This is a genomic window from Streptomyces sp. AcH 505, assembly GCF_000818175.1.
GTDB lineage: Bacteria > Actinomycetota > Actinomycetes > Streptomycetales > Streptomycetaceae > Streptomyces.
In genome coordinates, this window is sequence record NZ_JTIY01000001.1 from 4,753,235 (window position 1) to 4,756,925 (window position 3,691).

A 3,691-nucleotide genomic window follows, 5' to 3' on the forward strand; every position below is an offset into this window, starting at 1 on the left:
CGGGTCGTTAGGCTGACGGGCATGGCCACGCTGATCCTCGTCCGTCACGGACGGTCCACCGCCAACACCGCCGGGCTGCTCGCGGGCTGGACGCCGGACGTCGCCCTCGACGAGCGGGGCGCCGCCCAGGCGGCCGCGCTGCCGGGGCGGCTCGACGGCGTACCGATCGCCGCCGTCGTCTCCAGCCCGTTGCAGCGCTGCCGCGAGACGCTGGCGCCGCTGCTCGACGCCAGGCCGGAACTCCAGGTACGCGAGGACGAGCGGATCGGCGAGTGCCACTACGGCGACTGGACCGGGCGCAAACTCGCCGAGCTGAGCGACGACCCGCTGATGGAGGTCGTCCAGCAGCACCCCTCGGCCGCCGCCTTCCCCGGCGGTGAGTCGATGCGCGCCATGCAGGCCCGCGCCGTCGAAGCCGTACGGGAGTGGAACGCGCGCGTGGAGGAGGAGCACGGCCAGGACGCCGTGTTCCTGATGTGCTCGCACGGCGACATCATCAAGGCCCTGGTGGCCGACGCGCTCGGGATGCACCTCGATCTCTTCCAGCGGATCCATGTCGATCCCTGCTCCGTGACCGCCGTCCGCTACACCCGGGTACGCCCCTTCGTGATGCGGCTGGGCGACACGGGCGACCTCAGCGGCTTCGTGCCGCGCGAGGCTTCCGCCGAGAGCGAAGCCGAAGCCGGGAAGGGCAGCGACGGAGCCGGTGTTGTAGGGGGCGGCGCGGGAGCACCGTGATCGCTCGGCGCAGTAGGGTGGACGCGCCGTCCGCGGCGTGATCCCGGGGCCTCCCGGGCCCCCCGGACCGCCCCTTTCCGTTTTCGTTTCCGTTCTTCATCGATTCCCAAGGGAGACAGGACGTTGTCCCGTCAGGTGTTCCTCTACGACCCACCGGACCGTTTCGTGGCCGGTACGGTCGGGCTGCCTGGACGCCGTACGTTCTTCCTGCAGGCTTCCGCCGCAGGGCGCGTCACCAGCGTCGCCCTGGAGAAGACCCAGGTGGCGGCGTTGGCCGAGCGGATCGACGAGCTGCTGGACGAGGTCGTCCGCCGTACCGGCGGCAACGCACCCGTACCCGCCGTCGCCTCGCCGGCCGTCGCCGACTCGGCCCCGCTCGACGCACCGGTCGAGGAGGAGTTCAGGGTCGGCACGATGGCGCTGGCCTGGGACGGCGACGAGCAGCGCATGATCATCGAGGCCCAGGCGCTGGTCGAGCTGGACGCCGACACCGACGAGGATCTCGCCGAGGCCGAGGAGCGGATGCTCCAGGACGACGAGAACGGTCCGCCGATGCTGCGCGTACGGCTCTCCGGGGCCCAGGCCAGGGCGTTCGCCAAGCGCGCGCTGGACGTGGTCAACGCGGGCCGGCCGCCGTGTCCGCTGTGCAGTCTGCCGCTCGATCCGGAAGGACACGTATGCCCGCGCCAGAACGGATACCGCCGGGACGCGTGACGGGGACCGTGACCGTGCTGGATCTGCTCACCAAGGGCGAGCTGACCGTACGCGGCCAGATCCGCGAGGCGTCCAACGCCGTGATCTACTGCTCCGTCGCGTACGAGGGCCAGGAGGCGCACTGCGTCTACAAGCCCGTGGCGGGGGAGCGGCCCCTGTGGGACTTCCCCGACGGGACGCTCGCCCAGCGCGAGGTCGCGGCCTACGAGGTCTCCGAGGCGACCGGCTGGGGTCTGGTGCCGCCCACCGTGCTGCGCGAGGGCCCGTACGGCCAGGGCATGTGCCAGCTCTGGATCGACACGCAGACTGAGGACGCCGAAGCCGAAGCCGACGGAGACGGCGAAGCCGAGACCGAGGAGCCGGGCGCGCTCCTGGCGCTCGTCGAGGGCGACGAGCCCGGCGAGGGCTGGAAGGCCGTCGGCCTCGCCGACGTGGGCGAGGACCGGACGGCGCTGCTGGTGCACGCAGACGACGAGCGGCTGCGCCGCCTCGCCGTACTCGACGCGGTCATCAACAACGGCGACCGCAAGGGCGGCCACCTGCTGCCCGCCCCCGACGGGCGGTTGTACGCCATCGACCACGGCGTGACCTTCAACGTGGAGGACAAGCTGCGCACCCTGCTCTGGGGCTGGGCCGGCGAGCCGCTGACCGACGAGGCGCTGGCGGTGCTGGCCCGGCTGACGGACGAGCTGGCCGAAGGCGCCCCGCTGGCCACCCGGCTGGCCGCGCTGATCACCCCCGCCGAGACGGAGGCCGTCCGCGCGCGGGTACGTGAGCTGCGCCACACGGGCCGCCACCCCGAGCCGTCCGGCCAGTGGCCCGCGATCCCGTGGCCGCCGGTCTGAGAGCCGGTACGCCGACGGGGGCCGCGGGCCCATGACGTGGCCGGTATCGCCGGGAGCCGCCGTCCGGTTCGTATCGGGAACATCCGCCCGGTTACGCTCAAGGCATGTATGCCTGGCCCGCTTCCGAGGTGCCCGCCCTTCCTGGCAAGGGCCGCGACCTCAGCATTCACGACACCTCGACCGGTGACCGCGTCACGCTCGAACCCGGTCCCGTCGCCCGCATATACGTCTGCGGCATCACGCCGTACGACGCGACCCATATGGGTCACGCGGCGACGTACAACGCGTTCGACCTCGTGCAGCGCGTGTGGCTCGACACGAAGCGGCAGGTTCACTATGTGCAGAACGTGACCGATGTCGACGATCCGCTGCTGGAGCGCGCGGTGCGCGACGGTGAGGACTGGGTCGCGCTCGCGGAGCGCGAAACGGCGCTGTTCCGCGAGGACATGACCGCCCTGCGGATGCTGCCGCCCCAGCACTACATCGGCGCCGTCGAGGCCATACCGGGCATCGTGCCGCTCGTGGAGCGGCTGCGGGACGCCGGCGCGGCGTACGAACTCGAAGGCGACGTCTACTTCTCCGTGGCGGCCGACCCGCACTTCGGCGAGGTGTCCCGGCTCGACGCCGAGGCGATGCGGCTGCTCTCGGCCGAGCGCGGCGGCGACCCCGACAGGGCGGGCAAGAAGAACCCGCTCGACCCGATCCTGTGGCTGGCGGCCCGGCCCGGCGAGCCGAGCTGGGACGGCGGCAGCCTCGGCCGCGGCAGGCCCGGCTGGCACATCGAGTGTGTGGCGATCGCGCTGGACCATCTCGGCATGGCCTTCGACGTCCAGGGCGGCGGCAGCGATCTGGCCTTCCCGCACCACGAGATGGGCGCGTCCCACGCCCAGGTGCTGACCGGCGAGCACCCGTTCGCCCGTGCCTATGTCCACGCGGGCATGGTCGCGCTGGACGGCGAGAAGATGTCCAAGTCCAAGGGCAATCTGGTCTTCGTCTCGACCCTGCGCCGCGCGGGCGTGGACCCTGCGGCGATCCGGCTCGCGCTGCTCGCCAACCACTACCGGGCCGACTGGGAGTGGACGGACCGGATCCTCCAGGACGCGGTGGAGCGACTCGCCCGCTGGCGGGCCGCGGTGTCGCGTCCTGACGGCCCGTCGGCCGACGCGCTCGTCGACGAGATCAGGGCCGCCCTCGCCGACGACCTGGACTCCCCGTCGGCGCTGCTCGCCGTGGACCGCTGGGCCCGCTCGCAGGAGGCCGAAGGCGGTACGGAGGAGGGCGCCCCCGGTGTCGTCTCCCGCGCCGTGGACGCGCTCCTCGGGGTGGCCCTGTGAGGCCGTAGCCAAGGCCGCGTGCCGGGACCGTACGCGGAGAGGGGCGGCGCCGTCAGGCGC

Annotated in this window: 4 protein-coding genes; all 4 read left to right on the forward strand. The window is 72.6% G+C overall.

The genetic code is table 11. From position 1 onward, the window contains the following. Window positions 1-21 precede the first annotated feature (21 nt). The 4 genes from HY68_RS21740 to mshC all read left to right on the forward strand — a co-directional run bounded on the left by HY68_RS21740 (window position 22) and on the right by mshC (window position 3,631). Window positions 22-738: a histidine phosphatase family protein gene (locus tag HY68_RS21740; protein WP_041991335.1), complete on the forward strand. Its 717-nt coding sequence runs from the start codon at window positions 22-24 to the stop codon at window positions 736-738. Between the two features lie 123 nt (window positions 739-861). Next, on the forward strand, window positions 862-1,452 hold the full coding sequence (locus tag HY68_RS21745) for a DUF3090 domain-containing protein (protein WP_078863714.1): 591 nt from the start codon (window positions 862-864) through the stop codon (window positions 1,450-1,452). Beyond that, window positions 1,416-2,297 carry an SCO1664 family protein gene (locus HY68_RS21750; RefSeq protein WP_041991338.1) on the forward strand — a complete coding sequence of 294 codons (882 nt, stop codon included), beginning with the start codon at window positions 1,416-1,418 and terminating at the stop codon, window positions 2,295-2,297. The genes HY68_RS21745 and HY68_RS21750 overlap by 37 nt, the downstream gene beginning before the upstream one ends. A gap of 104 nt (window positions 2,298-2,401) precedes the next feature. Further along, a complete protein-coding gene (gene mshC, locus HY68_RS21755; RefSeq protein WP_041991340.1) occupies window positions 2,402-3,631 on the forward strand; it encodes a cysteine--1-D-myo-inosityl 2-amino-2-deoxy-alpha-D-glucopyranoside ligase in 1,230 nt (409 codons plus the stop codon). Window positions 3,632-3,691: the final 60 nt, after the last annotated feature.

What these genes read in the sequence shown, in the direction of transcription:
- HY68_RS21740 (WP_041991335.1), top strand. Translation starts at nt 22, where the DNA reads ATGGCCACGCTGATCCTCGTCCGTCACGGACGGTCCACCGCCAACACC.
- HY68_RS21750 (WP_041991338.1), top strand. Translation starts at nt 1,416, where the DNA reads ATGCCCGCGCCAGAACGGATACCGCCGGGACGCGTGACGGGGACCGTG.
- mshC (WP_041991340.1), top strand. Translation starts at nt 2,402, where the DNA reads ATGTATGCCTGGCCCGCTTCCGAGGTGCCCGCCCTTCCTGGCAAGGGC.